Origin of the sequence: Bradyrhizobium sp. ARR65 (assembly GCF_000472385.1) — a bacterium.
Lineage (GTDB): Bacteria > Pseudomonadota > Alphaproteobacteria > Rhizobiales > Xanthobacteraceae > Bradyrhizobium.
The window spans coordinates 113,830-129,918 of record NZ_AWZU01000006.1 but is presented as its reverse complement, the minus strand read 5'-3'; the positions used below and the strand labels follow the sequence as shown (position 1 = coordinate 129,918).

Sequence of the window (16,089 nt, the reverse complement as noted above, 5' to 3'; positions counted from 1 at the left end):
TGAGGCTCTCACGCCGGAACCGGAAGCAGATCGATGGTGACGCCGCTCGCGCGGATCCGTTCGCGCAAATTGCCGGGCGCAATCTTGCCGCTCTCGCCGATCTCGACCGGCGCGATATAGGCGCCGACCGCGCCCAGATCGTCGGCGACGGCTTCGGCGAGCAGCGCGCGCGCTTCCGGGACCGCACGCACTACTGCGGCATCGGCAAGATCGGTGGACCACCCCTTGGTCGCCGTGCGGTAGACGACCGTGCCATCCCAGGTCCGGTTGGCGGTGACCACGGACGGACCGGTGATCCTGATTTTCTGTTCGAGCGGAGAGGTCATTCCAGAGCTTCCCGGATTTCCTTGAAAGTCAGTTGTTGGAGGCTTTTGCCGTGCCACTGCGCGGCGGGCGCGAAAGCGCGGAAGGCGAGAACGGCCGCACCTCGCCGAAATCGGCGACGACGCCCGGTATGACGAAATGAGTGACACCGGCCTCGCGCAGTGCCGCGATGGCCTTGCCGCCGCGGCCCGGCCCGTAAACGTCGCCGGCCCTCAGCAACACCACCCGCCGTCCCGCTTTCGCGGCAGCTACGATCTGCGCGATGGCAGCATCCTGGTCTCCGCGGCTCACCGCCACGCGCGCCGCGTCGCGGCGAATGCGATCCAGGATGTCCGACGCGACGTCTTCGTCGTGGAAGACGATGTCTGCATCCTGCAGCGCGCGCAGCGCTTTCACCGTCAAGAGGTCGGGATCACCGGGGCCTGCGCCAGCCAGCGTCACGCTGCCTTCCGCCGCGCCGGAGGAAAGGGCGCCGGCAAAAGCGGAGGGGTCGTCGATCTCGTTGAGCGCGGCCTCCGCCTCGCTATCGCGGCCCGAAAGAACGAGCGCGCCGATCTTGCCGTCGATCACCTTCTCCCAGAAACGGCGGCGCAGCAGGAATTCGGGGATCCGCTCGTGGATCGATTTGCGAAAACGACCGATGAAATTGGCGAGCTCGCCGATCCGCGACGGCAGCGCCGCCTCGATGCGCTCGCGCACGCGCCGTGCGACCACGGGCGAGGCACCGCCGGTCCCGATCGCGATCACCACGTCGCCGCGATCGACGATGGCAGGAAAGATAAAGCTGGAATGCGCCAGGTCGTCCATGACATTGACCGGCAGGCCCAGCGATTTCGCCCGGGCCGCCACTGCAACGCCGACGTCGCCCGCGCCCGCGCAAAAGACAGCGACGACCCCGTGAAGATCGGCCGTGAGCGGATCGCCGGTGGCGCGCTCGATCTTTGCCGCTTGCGCGCCCTCCAGGCCGCTCACATCATGGTCGCCGGACATCGCGTACCAGCGCACCTGCGCGCCGGCGGCTGCCAGCACCCGGAGCTTGGCCTGCGCAAGCTCGCCGGAACCGATGAGAAGCACCGGTCCGGATTGCAGGTCGAGAAACACCGGCAAAAATCGCATGCGACACTCGCTTCCCCAATCTTGGGGTCGTTTAGAATTGTTTTCCTTATATGTCGGTTTCAAGCCGCGCAAAGAGAAAATTTTTCTTCCACATTGCGCTGCAACCTTGGAATTTTGGCCTCTCGAGGCCAAGCGCGGCGACATGCATTTTCTCGAAACGAGAAAAGCGCATCCAGGCAAGAGATGAAGCCGCGCCCAGTTGAGGGGCAAGGCTCAGGCAAGCAGCTTCCATGCCGCGAAATCCGGCGCGTCGCAGCCGCCACGGCGCTTCGGTCCGGCCATTCGCAAGCGAGCTTTCTGCAACCGGCGGAAGCCCGCGATTCCGTGATCGTCTGGTGAGGATGAAGATCGGCGCCAGGCCCTTCCGCTGGCCCGGGCTTTGGGGCTAAAAGGGCGTCCCCGCCGCCCCTTCGCGGCGCTTTTGCCGTTATCCCCGAAAGCGCTGTTTGCTCGCGAGAAAAGACCATCATGACGCGTATCGAAGCTCACGGATTGAAGATCGCCCCGGTCCTGTTCGATTTCATTGCCAAGGAGGCGGCACCCAAGACCGGGATCGACCCCGACGCGTTCTGGAAGGGGCTCGCCGCGATCGTTCGCGATCTCGCAACCAGGAACCGCGAGCTGCTCGCCTTCCGCGACAGGCTGCAGGCCAAGATCGACGACTGGCACCGCGCCAACAAGGGCAAGCCGTTCGACATCAATGCCTATACCGCCTTCCTGAAGGAGATCGGCTATCTCCTGCCCGAGCCCGCGACGCAAAAGGTGGAAACGGCCGATGTCGACGAGGAGATCGGCAAGATCTGCGGACCGCAGCTCGTCGTCCCCTTGACCAATGCGCGTTACGCGCTGAACGCGGCGAACGCGCGCTGGGGTTCGCTTTACGACGCCTTCTACGGCACCGATGCGATCCCGCATGATCCGAGCGAAACCGGGAAAGGCTACAGCAAGGCACGCGGCGACAAGGTGATTGCCAAGGCCAAGGCCTTCCTGGATGCCGCCGTGCCGCTCGCAACCGGCAGCCACACCGACGTCAGCGCCTATAGCGTGATTGCCGGACAGCTCGCAGTGAAGCTGAAGAGCGGCAACGCCACCGCACTGAAATCGAAGGAACAGTTCGCCGGCTACCAGGGTGATCCCGCCGCGCCCTCGGCTGTCCTGCTCGTCAACAACGGCCTGCATATCGAGATCAAGATCGATCGCAGCCACGTCATCGGCAAGGACGATCCCGCCGGCGTCGCCGACATCATCATCGAGGCGGCGGTCTCCACCATCCTCGACATGGAAGACAGCGTTGCCGCTGTCGACGCCGAGGACAAGGTGCTGGTCTATCGCAACACGCTCGGCCTGATGAACGGCACGTTGTCGGCCGATTTCGAGAAAGGCGGCAAGACCATGACCCGCTCGCTCCATGGCGACCGGGTCTACAAGACGCCCGACGGCAAGGAGCTCACGCTGCATGGCCGCAGCCTGCTCCTGATCCGCAACGTCGGCCATCACATGTTCACCGATGCGGTGCTGGACGAGAAGGGCGAGGAGATTCCGGAAGGCATGCTGGATGCCGCCGTGTCCGGCCTGCTCGCCATCCACGACCTGAAGGGCCTCTCCAAGGTGAAGAACAGCCGCACCGGCTCGGTCTATATCGTCAAGCCGAAGATGCATGGCCCCGACGAGGTCGCGCTGACCTGCGACATCTTCGAGCGCGTCGAGAAGATGCTGTCGTTGCCGGCCAACACCATGAAGGTCGGCATCATGGACGAGGAACGCCGCACCACCGTCAACCTCAAGGCCTGCATCCAGCAGGCGCTGAAGCGCATCGTCTTCATCAACACCGGCTTCCTCGACCGCACTGGAGACGAGATTCACACCTCGATGGAAGCGGGTCCGATGATCCGCAAGAACGAGATGAAGGCGCAGCCCTGGATCAAGGCCTATGAGGACTGGAACGTCGATATCGGCCTGATCGACGGCCTGCCCGGACACGCCCAGATCGGCAAGGGCATGTGGGCCGCGCCCGACAAAATGGCGGATATGCTGGCGCAGAAGCTGGCTCATCCGCAGGCCGGCGCCACCACCGCCTGGGTGCCTTCGCCGACCGCGGCGACCCTGCATGCACTGCATTATCACGAGGTCAATGTGCTGGCGCGCCAGCAGGAACTCGCCAAGGGCGGGTCGCGCGCCAAGCTCTCGGACATTCTCACCATCCCGGTGTCGAAATCGAACTGGGCGCCCGATGATGTCAGGCAGGAGATCGACAACAACTGCCAAGGCATTCTGGGTTATGTCGTGCGCTGGATCGACCAGGGCGTCGGCTGTTCCAAGGTGCCCGACATCCACGATGTCGGCCTGATGGAAGACCGCGCCACTTTACGCATCTCCAGCCAGCATCTGGCGAACTGGCTGCATCAGGGCGTCGTCACCGAGGATCAGGTGATGGAATCGCTGAAGCGGATGGCGGCAGTGGTCGACAAGCAGAATGCCGGCGATCCCCTGTACAGGCCGATGGCGCCATCGTTCGATGGTGTCGCGTTCAAGGCGGCCTGCGATCTCATCTTCAAGGGCCGCACGCAGCCGAACGGCTATACCGAGTATATTCTCACCGCGCGCCGTCGCGAGGCAAAGGCGGCGGGGTAAGGCGAGCGAGGGAGAATCTCTCCGCAACGTCATTCCGGGGCGCCTCGAAGAGGCGAACCCGGAATCTCGAGATTCCGGGTTCGATGCTTCCCATCGCCCCGAACTCGGACAAAGCGGCCGGACAATCCAGCCTCTGGCATCCTCGTTCGGCGAGACCGCGCTGCGCCAGCGCGCCAGTTACCATGAAGGTGCTGTTGGACCGTTAACCGCGTGGCCGGAAGAATACGAAGGCCATGTGATGCGGAGGCGTGATGCGGAGGTCAGGCCAGCCCGCTAGAACACCGCGAGATATTTCAATAGCGAAACGATGCCGATGATGATGACCACCACCCGCGCGATCTGCTTGGCGCGGCCGTCCAGCGGCAGCATGTTGATCAAATAGAGGACAAGAATAACGACAAGAAATGTGACGAGAACGCCTACGATCATTGGCAGCCCCTCAAGCCGAAATGGTTGACGCGCCTTTAACGCAGGTCGGCCGGTTCGAGTTCCCGCCACGGAACTTCTTAAGCAATCCTTACCTCAAGCGGCACGACATCCGGAATTTAGAATCCTCCCGAACCCCGTAATTCTACGGCAGCCACACTGGCTAAGTATTTACGCATGTCAGGCCAAATGCGTGGGGGAATTTTGGGGGGCCCGCCATGCTGAACCGTCTAACCGTATCCACGCTGCTCCAGGCAGTGATCCTGACGACAGCGCTCGTCATTATCGCCATGTTTTCGCTGACCGCGTGGGACTCCTGGCAACGCCTGCAGGTGACGAACCGGATCGCGCTGGTCGCGGACGCATCGGCAAGCATGTTCAAGGCGATGGATCGCCTGCGCAGCGACCGTTCGACGAGCAATCGGGTCCTCACCCAGGACGAGCAACTCGACAGCGCGATCGATAAATATATCCGCGACCTGCGCGATATCGAGATGCCGGCCATGAGCCGCGCGCTCGAGGTGCTCCCACAAATCGGATTTGCGCAACAGCAGACGCTGATCCCGGAGTTCGACCGGCTCTTCAAGACGCTGACCGCGAAGCAGAAGGAATTTTGGGACGAAATGAGCAAGCCGAAGGCGTCGCGCCGGACTGCACTCGGCAAGGAGTACATGGACACGGAAACCGCGCTGCTTGAGACGCTCGACAAGCTTTCGGGCATTCTCGCCGCCGAGGTGAACCATCAGGACGCCACGGTCGACCAGTTGCTGCTAATCAAGCAGAGCGCGTGGCTGCTTCGCAATACGGCGGGCGAAGCCTCGCTCATCGTTTCGACGGGCCTCGCTGCGGGCAAAATCACGCCCGAAACCAGCCGCGCTTATACAAAGTGGGTCGGCGGCATCGAGATCGCCTGGAAGGCACTGCAACTGGCGATCGGCGGCATGCAGCTTCCTCCGGCGATGTCTGCGGCGATGGAGGCCAACAAGGCCGCCTATTTCGAACCGGACTACACTGCGTTGCGGGACCGCCTCGTCAACGCGCTGGCGAGCGGCGAGAAGCCGGAAATGGTGGCCAACCGGTGGAGCCCGTACACGGTCGGTCGCCTTTCCGCCGCGGTCGCCGTCGCCGACGCCGCGCTCGACGCCGCCAAGGCCTATATCGCCGACCAGCATTCGGCGGCGCTGCGTTCGCTCGTCATACAAGTCTGTTTCCTGTTGGCGGCGATCGTACTGTCCTGCGGCGCGATGCTGATGGTGAGCCGGCGCGTGATCAGGCCGCTGCACAACATCCGCGACGCCATGCTGAAGGTCTCCGCCGGTGATCTCGCGGTCGAGACCGGCTATGTCGCACGCAAGGACGAGATCGGCGCGCTCGCCGGCGCCCTGGAAATCTTCAAGCAGCAGGCGAAGGACAAGCTGAAGATCGAAGCGCAGGAGCGCGAGCGCAATGCCGGCGCAGCGGCACGCCAGCGCGCAATCGAAGCCTATGTCGCGGAGTTCGAGGGCGCGGTGCGTCAGAGCCTCATGCAATTGAGCGAAGCCTCCGGCGGCATGCGAAGCACGTCGGCCGATCTCTCGACGGTCTCGCGCAAGACCAATGAGCGGGTCGAAGTCGCCCGGAAGGCCTCGACTGAGGCCTCGCTCAGCGTCGAGAGCGTCGCCTCCGCCTCCGAGGAGTTGAGCGCTTCCATCAACGACATCAGCCAGCAGGCGGCGCATGCCGCAGGGATCGCCAGCCGGGCCGTCGAAGAGGCGCGCCAGACCGACGGCACCGTGCAGGGCCTTGCCAAATCGGCTGGACGCATCGGCGAGGTGATCGGGCTGATCAACACCATTGCGGCCCAGACCAACCTGCTCGCCTTGAACGCGACCATCGAGGCCGCGCGCGCAGGCGAAGCCGGACGGGGGTTTGCGGTGGTCGCCTCCGAGGTCAAGTCGCTGGCCAGCCAAACCGCCAAGGCGACCGACGAGATCTCCGAACAGATCGCCGACATTCAGAAGGTGGCGGGCGAGGCGATCGACGCCATCAAGCGGATCGGCGGCATCATCGGCGAGGTCAACGAGGTGGCAACCGCAATCGCGGCCGCGGTGCAGGAGCAGGGCGCCGCGACACAAGAGATCACACGCTCCACGCAATATGCCGCGCAAGGCACCAAGAACGTCTCGGAAAACATGACCGGCGTCAAAACCGACGCCGACGCGGCAGCGGCAGCCGCCGAGAATGTGAGGCTGGCCTCCGAGACGCTGGAAACCCAAAGCCAGCACCTCGGCGATCAGGTGTCCGGTTTCCTCGGCAAGATCCGCGCGGCTTGATTGCGGCCGGCCCGCGCCGCCATCACCCCGTTTGTCGCCCAACGAGCCACAAACGCCGCGGCTCGACTCGAAGCACGCCGGCTCACCGGCGTGGCGCTCGGGGTCTCGCTCGACGCCCGGATTCCCGGCGCGGTTGCAGGCGGGGAGCCGCCCAACCCTGACAATGGGGTGAATATTTACCTTTTTGGCGCCTTATGACGGCCCAAACTGGGGGCTGTCATGCTGAACCGCATCACCGTTTCTGCACTGCTGAAATTCGTTATGACCATCATGGCGGCCAGCGTCGCCATGCTTTTGGCCCTGGGCGCGTGGGATTCATGGGAGCGGCTTCGGGCCGCCGAGCGCATCTCCGTGATCGCGGATGCTTCGGCGGACGCCTTCCGCGCCATGCATAATCTGCGGACCGACCGGTCCACGACATTCCGCTCGCTGAACGCCGACGTTCCGATAGCGGCCGAAACCGAACAGTATCTTCGCGGCCTCCGGGAGGCCGAGAGTCCGGCACTGCGGGCTGCGCTCGAAGTCCTGCCGCAGACGGAGTTCGAGGGCAAGGCTACGCTGCTTCCCGAGTTGCAGCGGCTGTCTCAGGATCTGTTCAGATTGCAGACCGAATCCTGGGATCAGATCCATCAGCCGAAGGCGTCGCGGCGACCCTCCCTCGCCAGGGAATATTTCGACAACAACGACGCCCTGATCGCCAATCTGGAAAAGATCTCGGCCGCACTCGCGGCCGCGGTGAACCACCGCGACGCGGTGGTCGACCAGCTTCTGGCGATCAAGCAGACGGGATGGTTGTTGCGCTATACCAAGGGCGACATCGCGATCATGCTGTCCAATGCGCTCAACAGCGGCAAGCTGACGGCGGAACAGCAGAAGGACTATCTGAAGCTCGGCGGCGGGACCGAGACGGCGTGGTCCGCATTGCAGCTCTCGGCCTCGGGCATGCAGTTGCCGCCGAGCCTCACTGCGGCGTTTGCCGAAGTCAAGTTGGCCTATTTCGATCCGCCGTTTCTCTCGCTCTGCGACCGGCTCGTGAATGCGCTGGTCACGGGAGAGAAACCGGAAATGACGGCGACCAGCTTCACGCCTCTGATCGTCGGACGCATGGGCAGCGCGGTGAGGCTCGCCGAAAAAGCGCTCGACGAAGCCAAGATCTACACGGCGACGCAGATCGCCGCCGCGCGGCAATCGTTGATCCTGGAATTGGTGCTGCTGGCGGCGGCTCTGGGCGTGGCGTATGCCGGCATGGCCGCGGTCAGCCGTCGCGTCATCAAGCCGCTGCACGCGATTCGGGACACCATGCTGAAAGTGGCGTCCGGCGATCTCGCGGTCGAAATCGGCTATGCCGACCGACATGACGAGATCGGCGCGCTGGCCGGCGCACTGGAAATCTTCAAGCAGCAGGCCGAGGACAAACTGAAGATCGAGGCTCAGGAGCGCGAGCGCAACGCCGGCGCGACGGCACGCCAGCAGGCGATCGAGGCCCATGTCCGCGAATTCGAAAGCCAGGTGCGCCAGACGCTGCAGCAGCTCGGCGATGCCTCCAACCAGATGCGGGCCTCCTCTTCCAGCCTGTCGACGGTCTCGCGCCAGACCAACGAGCGCGTCGAGATCGCGCAGAAGGCCTCCGGCGAAGCCTCGATGAATGTCGAGAGCGTCGCCTCCGCCTCGGAAGAGCTGAGCACCTCCATCAACGATATCAGCCAGCAGGCGGCGCATGCCGCAGGCATCGCCAGCCGCGCCGTCAACCAGGCGCGGGAAACCGACGGCACGGTGCAGGGCCTCGCCAAATCGGCCGGCCGGATCGGCGAGGTGATCGGGCTGATCAACACCATCGCCGCGCAGACCAACCTCTTGGCGCTGAACGCCACCATCGAGGCGGCGCGTGCCGGCGAGGCCGGCCGCGGCTTCGCCGTGGTCGCTTCCGAGGTCAAATCGCTGGCGAGCCAGACCGCGAAGGCGACGGACGAGATTTCCGAGCAGATCGCGGACATCCAGAAGGTCGCGGGCGAGGCCATCGACGCCATCAAGGGCATCGGCGGCATCATCGGTGAAGTCAGCGAGGTCGCGACTGCCATTGCGGCCGCCGTTCAACAACAGGGCGCCGCGACGGAGGAGATTTCGCGCAGCACCCAGCAGGCCGCGCACGGGACCAAGAACGTCTCCGACAACATCACCGGCGTCAAAGCCGATGCGGATGCGTCAGCGGCCGCCGCCGAACACGTCCGACTCGCCTCTGAGACGTTGGAGGCGCAGAGCCAGGCCCTGAGCAACCAGGTGAGCAAATTCCTCGGCAACATCCGCGCGGCATAGTATCGATTTCGACGCGTACGCACATCTGTCACCGTCACCCTGAGGAGGCGCGTCAGCGCGGTCTCGAAGGGCGACGGCTCGACTCTCGCAGCGGGGCCGTTCATCCCTTCGAGGCTCGCTCTCGCGAGCGCTTCCAGCGACAAACGGCGAAGCCGCTTGCGCGGGGATGCGGAAGCAAGGCCCTACGGACCCGACGCGACCACGGGCAAATGGCGATAGCGCGCCTGCGCCGATCGCGGCAGTGGCGCGAAATTCGCGCTGCCGCGCCGATCGGCATCGCGGGTGGCCACCTCGAGCCCCTTGGCGCCGGCGACGATATCACCCTTGCGCAGCGTCGGATCGTTCTCGATCGAGACGCGCGCGAGGCCGGCCGGATTCTTGCCGTTGCAGGTGCACCCCGCCACGAACTGATCACGGTAGCGGAATGCGTTGGGCAGCTCCGAATAAGGTTTGCCATTCTCGGTCACGGCCTCGTTGATATCACTGCCATAGACCAGCGTGGTGTCGCTCGCGGGACAAAAGCTGTTGCAGCTTTCCGCGCGGCTCTTGTTGTCGGGGCCGGTCACCGGGAAATAACGCCCATCGCACGTGCGCACGCACCAGGCCTGGCCGCTATCATAGGCGAGGCGATGACGCGGCGGTTCGACTGGTACGTCGTCACGGTCGAACGGAAAGGCAAAGGGCGACGCTTGTGCCGGAGCCGGTGGTCGGGCACCGAAGGCGCGGAACAATGCGGAAAGGAAATCCTCCGCATGAGCCGCGAACGGCAGACCCGCCGCGCCCAAGCCAAGCACGACGGCGAGCGCTGTTCTGATGCCGATTGCTGTGCGCATCGCCATCCCCGGCTCAGTCGACGCGAGAGACCGGGACCGTCATAGCCTGGCGGCCCGCCGGCAACGTCATGACAGGCCGCGTCGTGACCGGGGTTGGCGTCAGTCGGCGCGCCTGCAGCGGCACGTTCTTCGGCAGCACCACCACCTTGGCTCCGATACTGACGCGGTTGAACAGATCGATCACGTCTTCATTGGTCAGGCGGATGCAGCCTGAGGAAACGAACTTGCCGATGGTGGTCGGATCGTTGGTGCCGTGGATGCGGTATTCGCTCGAGCCGAGATACATTGCGCGGGCCCCGAGAGGATTGCCGGGACCACCTGCCACGAAACGCGGCAGATAAGGCTGGCGAGCAATCATCTCCGAGGGCGGATACCAGTCTGGCCATTCGGACTTGCGGCTGATGGTTTCAACGCCCGACCAGGTAAAGCCTTGCCGGCCGACGCCGACGCCATAGCGGATCGCCTTGCCGCCACCGAGCACGTAATAGAGCACGGTATCGGCCGTATCGATGATGATGGTGCCGGGCGCTTCCTTGGTGTCGAGGTTGACGACGGCGCGGCGCAGCCGGTCCGGCAAGGCGCTGTCTTCGCCTCTCGCGACATCCTGAGCCGCCGGTGCATTCGTCATGTAGCCGTCCGGGAGTGCACGCGGTTCGCTCGGCGCATAGCCGAGCGCCTGAGCATTCACCGTGCCGGCAAACAAGCCGCACGCGAGCAACGAAGCACCGGCGAGGATGATTGCGCGGCAGGCGCGCGAATACGATTTGGGCGTAGCGGAGAAAAGCCTGATCATGTGCTGCCCCATGAAGTGGACGCGCATCACGTTGATGCTCCGCTTCTACAAACGCCGCTGATGCGCGCCGGGTTCCGCCGCGCGCCGTTGCGAACACGACACTGTCAAGTTCACCGAATTTCACGTTTCTGCGACGGAACCTTCAACGCGTCGGGCAGCTTGTTACCGAAAGCCTCTGGTGCGAAGGCGCGACTTCGCCACTGCGATTGCTGCGCGCTGTGCGGGATTGTGAACCATCGTGCGAGTGCTCCCCAGTGAACGCCTCCTTTCTCATGTACCCGAAGGCGCGCCGCCGCCCGAGGGCCACGGCGAACTGCCGCCGGTCATTCGTCGCACCGAAGTCGTCGCGTTCGCGCTCACCGGTCTGCTTCTCATCAGCGTCGTTGCCGCGCTCTATGTGGCAAAAGCCTTCTTTCTTCCCGTGGTGATGGCTTTCGTCGTCGGCACCATGCTGTCGCCGGCGGCGAACCTTCTGGAGCGGTACCGTGTTCCGCGCCCCGTGGCGGCGGTTCTGATCGTGGCCGCCGTTGCCGCGGCAGCCGCGTTCATCATCGGGCTCTTCTCCTCGCCCTTGATGGAGTGGAGCACGCACCTCCCCGAATTTGCGGCGCGGCTGAAGGACAAGCTGCAAGTGTTCGACCGGCTGCTCCCGTTCTGGCAGCAGTTGCAGGGCCTGTTCGGCGGCTCCGGCGCGCTGTCGAATTTCGAAGTCCCAAAATTCGACTGGGTGCAACCGACCATCCAGTTTCTCTCGCCGACCTTCACCGAGTTTCTGCTGTTCTTCGCCACTCTCGTCCTGTTCATCGCGAGCTGGCGCGACCTGCGGCGGACCCTGATCATGATCTTTGGCGATCACCGGGCGCGACTGAGGACGCTGCGCATCCTCAACGAGATCGAGGTCCATCTCGGCAATTATCTGCTCACGGTGACCGCCATCAACATCGGCGTCGGGCTCGCCACCGGCGTCGTCTGCGCGATCGCGCAGATGCCCCGTCCGGCCGGACTTGGCGCGCTGGCCGCGACGCTCAATTTCATTCCGATCATCGGGCCGATCGCCACCTTCGCGATCCTCTGCGTCGTCGGGATCATCGCCTTGCCGAGCCTTGGCGCGGCGCTGATCGCCCCACTGGCGTTTTGCGGCATCGCCTTCTTGGAAGGCCATTTCATCACCCCCACAATCATCGGTCGGCGCCTGGCGCTCAATGCGCTGGCCGTCTTCCTCGGTATTGCATTTTGGACCTGGCTATGGGGGCCGATGGGCGCATTCCTGTCATCGCCGCTTTTGATCGTCGGCTTGATCCTCAAGGAGCATCTGCTGCCGGGCGATTCGCCGCAGCTACCGCCCGACTAAGGGGTTTCCGCGTCGGGAACTTCCTGCAAGCCGCGGCGTTCTCGGCTCGACCAATGCAATTCCTGGGAGCTTCCGATGGTAAGCACCGACAGCTTGACGCGTGAAACCAGCGATCAGGCAAGCTACGAGCGTCTCAAGAAGGATCTGATCAACGTGAAGGACGACATCGCAGCTTTGACCGCGCAGATCACCGACGCACTCAACAATCTCGCAGGCACGGCCAAGCGGCAGGCCCGACAGGGCTACAGGCAGGCCCGGAGCAATGTCGATTCCACGGTGAGCGATCTCTCCGAACGGAGCGGCGCGATGATGGATGCGGCGCAGGATGCCGCCGCCTCGGTCGAGGAGACGTTCGAAGACATGATCGCGCAGCGGCCGCTGGCGACCGTCGGGCTTGCGCTCGGCCTCGGCTTTTTGATCGGCGTCACTTGGCGCCGGTAGAGCATGATCGGTACCCGCAGGGCGGCGTCAGCGCAAAGTGCGCGGCGGTTTTCCGAACCGATCATGCTCAAAGCAAAAAACCTGGAGCGATGGCGATTCAATCCGATCTCATCGCGCTCCAGCCACTATTGGAGTTATGGCGATCCGCGGAGCCCGTGATGGTTGTCACCAAAGCCGCAAGCCTCCTGAGTGAATGGCGGCGCTGGTGGAGAACGCTCGCCTTCGTTGACGCGCTCTACCAGTCGAGGCGCAAACATGTTTCAACGCATCATCGATGACGTGAAGGACGCAGCCTCTTCCCGGCTTCAGCAGGGGGTGCTGATGGGAATTCTCGCGTTTATGTTGCTTGTTGCCGTCGCCTTTCTCCTTGCCGCAGCTCTCATCTTCGTGGCTCAGACCTACGGCGGAATCGTCGCCTGCCTCGCCGGCGCCGCCCTCTTCTTCATCATCGCGATGATCGTCGGCATTTGGTACGCGGCCCGCAAGCGCCAGAGCGAGGCGCGGGCCCGGGAGCGCGCCAGGGCCATGGCGCGCAACGTCCTTGCCGATCCGGCCGTTCTCGCGGCAAGCCTGAACATCGTTCGCGCGGTCGGCGTGAAACGGCTGATTCCACTGCTCGCTGTCGGAGGGCTGGCACTGGGATTCTTGATGAGCCGGAGCGCGGCGCAAGACCAAGCGGCAGAGGATCAGGCGACGCCGGCCGAATAGTCGGAACCTCAACCGACGCGCACCGTCTCGCAAAGGCGAAACATCATAACGGTAAGCAAGAAGCTTGAACCAAGCTGCATCGAGACAGGATGCACGCAGTACGAGGCGCACAACAGGAGCCTTGCACACACCGCCGCAGTCTACGCCAGCAACGGTTCCGCGCGCCTCACGTGACGCAGCGGCCCGGCTGCAATCGTTTTGCGACCTCGGTCAGCACGCTCACCATCGGCTCACAAGCCAACATCGGCTTCTGCTGCGTCGACCTGAACAGCGTCGTCGGCTTCCGTGGCGCCTCACGGGCTTCCACCGTCACCGGGATGCGGACCAACACCGAGGTGGCGGAGAGCCCTGCAGGCCGGAACGCGATCGTCCGTGTGGTCGGCAACGACGGCACAAGCACGCTGGCGCGGTCGGCCTTGGCGGCACGATTAACGCCATCGCCGGCATTACCCGACAGCGCCTGCAGCGGGGCGGAGAGATCATGACCTGAAGCAAACTGCACCGCACCCAGAGTCAGCGAAATAGCGGCGGCACCGAAAATTCCCTTAACCAGATAAGACATGGCGGTAATCCCTGTCCCATGACGATCAGGCTCACAACGTTAGTCACGGGAACAGGGTTCGCGGACGGGTGGATCACTTAACCGTGTGCAAAAATTTTTTCGACCGTCCGGAACGACTTTCGCGCCCGCGCGTCATCACGGCAGCCGGTTATTCCCCCCTGCCCCATTGACCGGCGACGTAGGGCGCGGCTGTGGTGATGCCAGCCGTGCCCTACTTTTTTGTGCGCTGTGCGTACGCGATATTCGTACGCGATATTCGGTAGCACGGTACGTAGTGCGTAGGAGTTCGTCGGATCGGGAGAGCGAACCGCCACGCATCGATCGTTGGGGCGAAAGCGATGGGTTTCGCTTCGCTCTACCCATCCTTCGGCTACACCGCAGTACGCAAAGAAAAACCCGGCGCACTGGTCAGGCGCGCCGGGCGAAATAGACAAACGCCATTCACTCAATTGACAAACTCAGGATGCCGCAGCCCTTGGCATGCGGTTGCGCGAATTGCGCTGGAAGAACAGCGCCTGGCTTGCCACGGCCGATACCATCGCCGGCTGGAATGGCTTTGAGATCAAGAACGCCGGCTCCGGCCGCTCGCCGGTGAGGAAGCGCTCGGGATAGGCGGTGATGAACACCACCGGCACCTCGAAGCTGCGCAACAGCTCGTTCACGGCATCCAGGCCCGACGAGCCGTCGGCGAGCTGAATGTCCGCGAGGATCAGACCCGGCTTCCGGTTCTTGGCAATCGCGACCGCGTCGGCATGGGTGCGCGCCACCCCGATCACGTTGTGGCCGAGATTACGCACCAGGCTTTCGAGGTCCATCGCAATGAACGTCTCGTCCTCGATGATCAGCACGTCGGTCGCGATCTCGGCGGCCATCTCGCGGCCGGCGGCATCGGCCAGACGCCGCGTCTCGCCCACGTCGGTGCCGAGGATGAACGCCACCTCCTGCTCTGAGAAGCCTTCCAGCGACAACAAGAGGAACGCCTGGCGCGGCAGCGGCGTGATATTGGACAACCGCCGTTCGGGCGGCATCGGCAAGGTCGTGACCTCGGAATCGTCGTTCAACGACACCGAATTCCAGATCTGGGTAAACAATTTGAACAACCCGGCCTTGGCCCCGTGCTGCTCGTCAAGCAACGAGGGATCCTGAAGCAGGGCCTCGAGCATGGCACCGACATAGGCGTCGCCGGATGCCTGGCTTCCCGTTAGCGCGCGGGCATAGCGCCGCAGCAACGGCAAATGTTCAGCAACAAGCTGTGATCGGGACATCCCCACTCCATCCGCTATTGGGCCAGAGACTTCAAAAAAGGGGCGGCCCGGGGTTCCCCCTGATAGCTAATTACGCACCACACGAAGAAAAGTTCCAGCGCAGCGGGAACTTTCGGCGCGAGTTTGAATTAGCATTCTTACGCAAAGGCCTCGCGCACCAGAAATTCTTTGAACGACAGGGACTTAACCCCGGGGAAACGTGGAACAGGTCATGAAGGATGTGAAATCTCAGGCCAGCAAAAATGCGCCACCTGGCCGGCAGGGTGGCCTTAATGCCGAGATCCAGTCGAGAATCGGCCATCAACTGCGCGCCATGTATGACGATGTGGTGCGCCAAGGGGTTCCGGAGCGATTCGCGGAGTTGATCCGCAAGCTTGATGCACCGACCGCGGCTCACCAAGTGAGAAGCGAAGAGGAATCGGGCGGGGGGGCGAACGATCAAGAAAACGGGAGGGATTAATGCCTCTCACAGACTCCCTTCGCGACGATATTTTAGCGGCGGTGCCAAGCCTCCGCGCGTTCGCGATTTCGCTTTCAGGCAACGGCGATCGTGCCGACGATCTGGTGCAGGAGACGCTGTTGCGCGCGCTCGCCAACATCGACTCTTTCCAGCCCGGCTCGAACCTGCCGGCATGGCTGTTCACGATCTTGCGGAACCTGTTCCGTTCCGACTATCGCAAGCGCAGGCGCGAGGTCGAGGACGCAGAGGGCAACTATGCCAAGACGCTGAAGACACAGCCGTCGCAGGGTGCGCATCTGGAGTTCGAGGAGTTTCGGGCGGCGCTCGACAAGCTGCCGCAGGACCAGCGCGAGGCGCTGATCCTGGTCGGTGCCTCCGGATTCTCTTATGAGGATGCTGCGACCATCTGCGGCTGCGCGGTCGGCACGATCAAGAGCCGCGTCAATCGCGCGCGCTCGAAGCTGGCCGCCCTGCTCTATGTCGAGGGCGCCGAGGATTTTGGCCCTGACGAGACCGTGCGCGCCGTGATCGGCGGGAATGGGTGACCTCGTCTT

General features: G+C 63.7%; 15 protein-coding genes and 1 pseudogene. 8 read left to right on the top strand and 8 right to left on the bottom strand.

Going from position 1 to position 16,089, the window contains the following annotated elements:
• Positions 1-8 precede the first annotated feature (8 nt).
• The 3 genes and pseudogenes from F758_RS0109735 to F758_RS49385 all read right to left on the bottom strand — a co-directional run bounded on the left by F758_RS0109735 (position 9) and on the right by F758_RS49385 (position 1,672).
• Positions 9-326, bottom strand: coding sequence for a DUF2849 domain-containing protein (locus F758_RS0109735; RefSeq protein ID WP_024507691.1), 318 nt, complete (start codon positions 324-326; stop codon positions 9-11).
• A gap of 88 nt (positions 327-414) precedes the next feature.
• Positions 415-1,440: pseudogene (locus F758_RS0109730) on the bottom strand (SAM-dependent methyltransferase); the annotation flags it as partial.
• A 46-nt stretch (positions 1,441-1,486) separates the two neighbouring features.
• Positions 1,487-1,672 carry a hypothetical protein gene (locus tag F758_RS49385; protein WP_157449928.1) on the bottom strand — a complete coding sequence of 62 codons (186 nt, stop codon included), beginning with the start codon at positions 1,670-1,672 and terminating at the stop codon, positions 1,487-1,489.
• A gap of 236 nt (positions 1,673-1,908) precedes the next feature.
• Here F758_RS49385 and F758_RS0109715 point away from each other — a divergent pair, with 236 nt between their 5' ends.
• Positions 1,909-4,071 (top strand): malate synthase G, encoded by a 2,163-nt coding sequence (locus tag F758_RS0109715; RefSeq protein ID WP_024507689.1) that lies wholly within the window; start codon positions 1,909-1,911, stop codon positions 4,069-4,071.
• A gap of 273 nt (positions 4,072-4,344) precedes the next feature.
• On the opposite strand, the gene F758_RS49380 is transcribed toward F758_RS0109715, so the two are convergent.
• Positions 4,345-4,500 (bottom strand): Thivi_2564 family membrane protein, encoded by a 156-nt coding sequence (locus tag F758_RS49380; RefSeq protein WP_157449927.1) that lies wholly within the window; start codon positions 4,498-4,500, stop codon positions 4,345-4,347.
• A gap of 215 nt (positions 4,501-4,715) precedes the next feature.
• Here F758_RS49380 and F758_RS0109705 point away from each other — a divergent pair, with 215 nt between their 5' ends.
• Both F758_RS0109705 and F758_RS0109700 read left to right on the top strand, forming a co-directional pair.
• The gene (locus F758_RS0109705; RefSeq protein WP_024507688.1) at positions 4,716-6,809 is read left to right on the top strand and encodes a methyl-accepting chemotaxis protein; all 2,094 of its coding nucleotides are present in this window, start codon (positions 4,716-4,718) and stop codon (positions 6,807-6,809) included.
• 219 nt (positions 6,810-7,028) lie between these two features.
• Positions 7,029-9,122, top strand: coding sequence for a methyl-accepting chemotaxis protein (locus F758_RS0109700; RefSeq protein WP_024507687.1), 2,094 nt, complete (start codon positions 7,029-7,031; stop codon positions 9,120-9,122).
• 182 nt (positions 9,123-9,304) lie between these two features.
• On the opposite strand, the gene F758_RS0109695 is transcribed toward F758_RS0109700, so the two are convergent.
• Entirely contained in the window at positions 9,305-9,961 is a 657-nt protein-coding gene (locus F758_RS0109695) for a DUF2865 domain-containing protein (protein ID WP_024507686.1), read from the bottom strand.
• A 7-nt stretch (positions 9,962-9,968) separates the two neighbouring features.
• The gene (locus tag F758_RS0109690; RefSeq protein WP_024507685.1) at positions 9,969-10,748 is read right to left on the bottom strand and encodes a L,D-transpeptidase; all 780 of its coding nucleotides are present in this window, start codon (positions 10,746-10,748) and stop codon (positions 9,969-9,971) included.
• 238 nt (positions 10,749-10,986) lie between these two features.
• On the opposite strand from F758_RS0109690, the gene F758_RS0109685 reads away from it, so the two are divergent.
• The 3 genes from F758_RS0109685 to F758_RS0109670 all read left to right on the top strand — a co-directional run bounded on the left by F758_RS0109685 (position 10,987) and on the right by F758_RS0109670 (position 13,248).
• A complete protein-coding gene (locus tag F758_RS0109685; RefSeq protein WP_024507684.1) occupies positions 10,987-12,099 on the top strand; it encodes an AI-2E family transporter in 1,113 nt (370 codons plus the stop codon).
• Between the two features lie 75 nt (positions 12,100-12,174).
• Entirely contained in the window at positions 12,175-12,540 is a 366-nt protein-coding gene (locus tag F758_RS0109680; RefSeq protein ID WP_024507683.1) for an ElaB/YgaM/YqjD family protein, read from the top strand.
• Positions 12,541-12,795: 255 nt separating this feature from the next.
• Complete coding sequence (locus F758_RS0109670; RefSeq protein WP_024507682.1) at positions 12,796-13,248, top strand: hypothetical protein; 453 nt, start codon at positions 12,796-12,798, stop codon at positions 13,246-13,248.
• Positions 13,249-13,414: 166 nt separating this feature from the next.
• On the opposite strand, the gene F758_RS0109665 is transcribed toward F758_RS0109670, so the two are convergent.
• Positions 13,415-13,810 carry a hypothetical protein gene (locus F758_RS0109665; protein ID WP_024507681.1) on the bottom strand — a complete coding sequence of 132 codons (396 nt, stop codon included), beginning with the start codon at positions 13,808-13,810 and terminating at the stop codon, positions 13,415-13,417.
• Between the two features lie 458 nt (positions 13,811-14,268).
• A complete protein-coding gene (locus tag F758_RS0109660) occupies positions 14,269-15,075 on the bottom strand; it encodes a response regulator (RefSeq protein ID WP_024507680.1) in 807 nt (268 codons plus the stop codon).
• Positions 15,076-15,286: 211 nt separating this feature from the next.
• Here F758_RS0109660 and F758_RS0109655 point away from each other — a divergent pair, with 211 nt between their 5' ends.
• Both F758_RS0109655 and F758_RS0109650 read left to right on the top strand, forming a co-directional pair.
• Positions 15,287-15,535, top strand: coding sequence for a NepR family anti-sigma factor (locus tag F758_RS0109655; protein WP_024507679.1), 249 nt, complete (start codon positions 15,287-15,289; stop codon positions 15,533-15,535).
• A complete protein-coding gene (locus F758_RS0109650) occupies positions 15,535-16,080 on the top strand; it encodes a sigma-70 family RNA polymerase sigma factor (RefSeq protein ID WP_024507678.1) in 546 nt (181 codons plus the stop codon). Before F758_RS0109655 ends, F758_RS0109650 begins: the two co-directional genes overlap by 1 nt.
• The last annotated feature ends 9 nt before the right edge of the window (positions 16,081-16,089 follow it).